The 2,703-nt window shown below is 34.4% G+C and carries 3 protein-coding genes; 1 reads left to right on the forward strand and 2 read right to left on the reverse strand.

The window, feature by feature from the left end; genetic code table 11:
* Window positions 1-301: 301 nt before the first annotated feature.
* Complete coding sequence (locus ABS911_RS14865; RefSeq protein ID WP_023179093.1) at window positions 302-949, reverse strand: NAD(P)-dependent oxidoreductase; 648 nt, start codon at window positions 947-949, stop codon at window positions 302-304.
* Window positions 950-1,211: 262 nt separating this feature from the next.
* Here ABS911_RS14865 and spxA point away from each other — a divergent pair, with 262 nt between their 5' ends.
* Window positions 1,212-1,616 (forward strand): transcriptional regulator SpxA, encoded by a 405-nt coding sequence (gene spxA, locus ABS911_RS14870; protein ID WP_023179095.1) that lies wholly within the window; start codon window positions 1,212-1,214, stop codon window positions 1,614-1,616.
* Between the two features lie 206 nt (window positions 1,617-1,822).
* Here spxA and ABS911_RS14875 read toward each other — a convergent pair whose 3' ends face one another.
* Window positions 1,823-2,644 (reverse strand): manganese catalase, encoded by an 822-nt coding sequence (locus ABS911_RS14875; protein WP_350468199.1) that lies wholly within the window; start codon window positions 2,642-2,644, stop codon window positions 1,823-1,825.
* Between the last annotated feature and the right edge of the window lie 59 nt (window positions 2,645-2,703).

Here is a 2,703-nt window from a genome sequence, read left to right on the forward strand (position 1 = left end):
CAAAAAAAATGTGGCTCAGTAAAACTTAAAATTAGAATTGAGAAACAAAGGAGAATGACAGATGACTTTTTCGGTCACCGAATGAAATTTTTAGAATGACACAACAAACCTGAAGTGATGATCATCGATGCAGAAAAAGCCAGTATCGAATAAACTACTTGGTTAAAATTGTTTTTTAAAATTAGTACAAGCAGATTTTACTTAAAGTAACGCTTTGCTATTTTGTAAAAAAAAGCAATACTCCAAAAAGGACTTTACTGAATTTTGTATTCTCCAGTAAAGCCCTTATTTATATTCATTATTATTCAGACTCGGAAATAACGGTAAAACGTTCATTTTTATGTGCTGCTTGTTCAATTTCATCTACAATAGCAATCGCAAAGTCTGCATAACTGATGTAACTTTGATTTTTTGAATTTACTATAACTTGATCGGTTCCAATTTGATAGGAACCCGTACGTTTTCCTGTTGCGTCAAAGTCTAAAGCGGGACTGACAAATGTCCATGTTATCTCATCAGTTTCTTCTAAATCTTCTAAGTTTTTAGCTTGATTAATAGCTGTCGGTTGAAAAAAAGTGGGCAGATCTGGTGTATCCATTACTCGAATAGTTCGATCTTCATTTACAAACAAGCTGCCTGCTCCACCTACAACGATCAATCTTGTATCAGAGGCTTCTTTTAGTGCTTCAATTAAAATTTTACCAAATTGAACATGCTTAACCGCTTGTTCTTGTTCCATACCCGTACCAAATGCATTAATTACTACGTCATAATTCTTTATATCCTTTGCAGTTAATGTAAACAAATCTTTTTCGACTACTCTTAAATCTTTATCTTTTACTTTTTCCGCATTTCTTACGATTGCCGTAACTTGGTGCCCTCTATCTTTTGCTTCTTTTGCAATTAAACTTCCTGCTCTTCCACTTGCTGCAATAACGGCAACTTTCACTGTCTTATCCCCCTTTAGTTTAGTTACTTCTCTTTCTAATAGATTAACATATGGCTCCATTCATTCAAAATTTCTTACTCTATTATGCTTTATTTACATATCTTTACACTAAATTTGTCTAATTGTCACAAAGTTGTGAACGATTTGTGACAAAAAGTGTTGCATTATTGTCACATTCATAGTAATATATTCCTTGTAGACGATTTCCAATCAAATCGATCAATTATTAATTAGTTTAATTATAAATAGGAGAGTGAAAAAAATGATTACATTGTATACAACACCTAGCTCAGCTTCATGTCGTAAAGCAAAATCATGGTTAGAGGAAAATAACCTACCTTTTATTGAAAAAAATATTTTCAACGAAAGCTTAACTATTTCAGAACTGAAAGCAATTTTACGTTTGACAGAAAATGGAACAGAAGATATTATCTCATACCGTTCACAAGCCTTTCAAAATTTAAACGTACCATTAGATGAACTTTCTTTGTCTGAAGTATTAGAATTGATCCAAGAAGAACCAAGTTTGATTCGCCGCCCTATTCTAATTGATGAAAAAAGATTGCAAATTGGGTTCAATGACGATGATATCCGTCGTTTCTTACCAAGAGAAGTTCGTCGCATTGATTTGTTAGAAATGCAAAAACAACTTTCTCATATTTCTTAGAACGCCATTGTACTTAGCAGGAAAATGACCAATCTTTCTTCTTGTAAACTAGTATTTTAATCACATAATAATAGAACCCGTTACATTAATGTCTGATGGTCAACCGTTAATGTAACGGGTTCTTTGCCTTTTAGTTATAAAAACAGCTTCTTTTAACAAAGGCCTTAGTAAGACCCTGTTAAAAGAAGCTGTTTATTTGTAATCAATTATTTTTTAGCGTCCATATCAATTGTATTGTATAAGCTAGGTGGAGCTGGTTTTAAAACAGGTTTTTCGCCCATCACCTCTGGCATATCTTTATAAATAAATTTCCCGCCATCTGGAGCTTCTCCTGTTGCGAATGGTTTGCTGTCTTCACCTTCAGAAAAGTTGTATAAGATATGGTTCACATCTTGGATTTCCCATTCTGAAACGCCTGAAGGTACAATAATTCCTTCAGCTGCCTCAAGTTCTCTAGCAGCTTTGATCCATTGGTTTTGATGCATTGTATCACGTGCTAATAAAAATCCTAGCATATCTCTTACACCAGCATCATTTGTCATATGGTATAGTCTTGCTACTTGAAGACGTCCTTGTGATTCTGCATTTATATTAGAACGCATATCAGCTAGTAAATTTCCACTTGAAGTAATATAAGAACCACTCCAAGGAACCCCATTAGAATCTTTTGCAGATGGCCCAATACCAGTTACAATAGCATGTTGCAGATCCATACCGCCCATAACAGCTGCAATAGCTGGATCGCTTTCAAATGCATTTTCTTGTGCATCTACTGGAGCGTCTTCAAGTAAGTGAGCAATCATCGTAGCGATCATTTCAACATGCCCGATTTCTTCCGCTCCGGTATCCAAAATAAGGTCTTTGTATTTGCCGTTTCCACGTGTATTCCATCCTTGGAACAAGTATTGCGTAGCTACTGTCATTTCACCATACTGTCCTCCTAGGATTTCTTGCAATTTTCGAGCCATAAGTGGATCAGACTTGTCAGGTTTTGCATGATATTGTAATTCTTTTTTATGAATAAACATCTTTTATTTCCTTCCTTTCTTCTCCAATATCTTATTTTTTATTACAACAGTAATTTACC

It is taken from the genome of Carnobacterium sp., assembly GCF_040274425.1.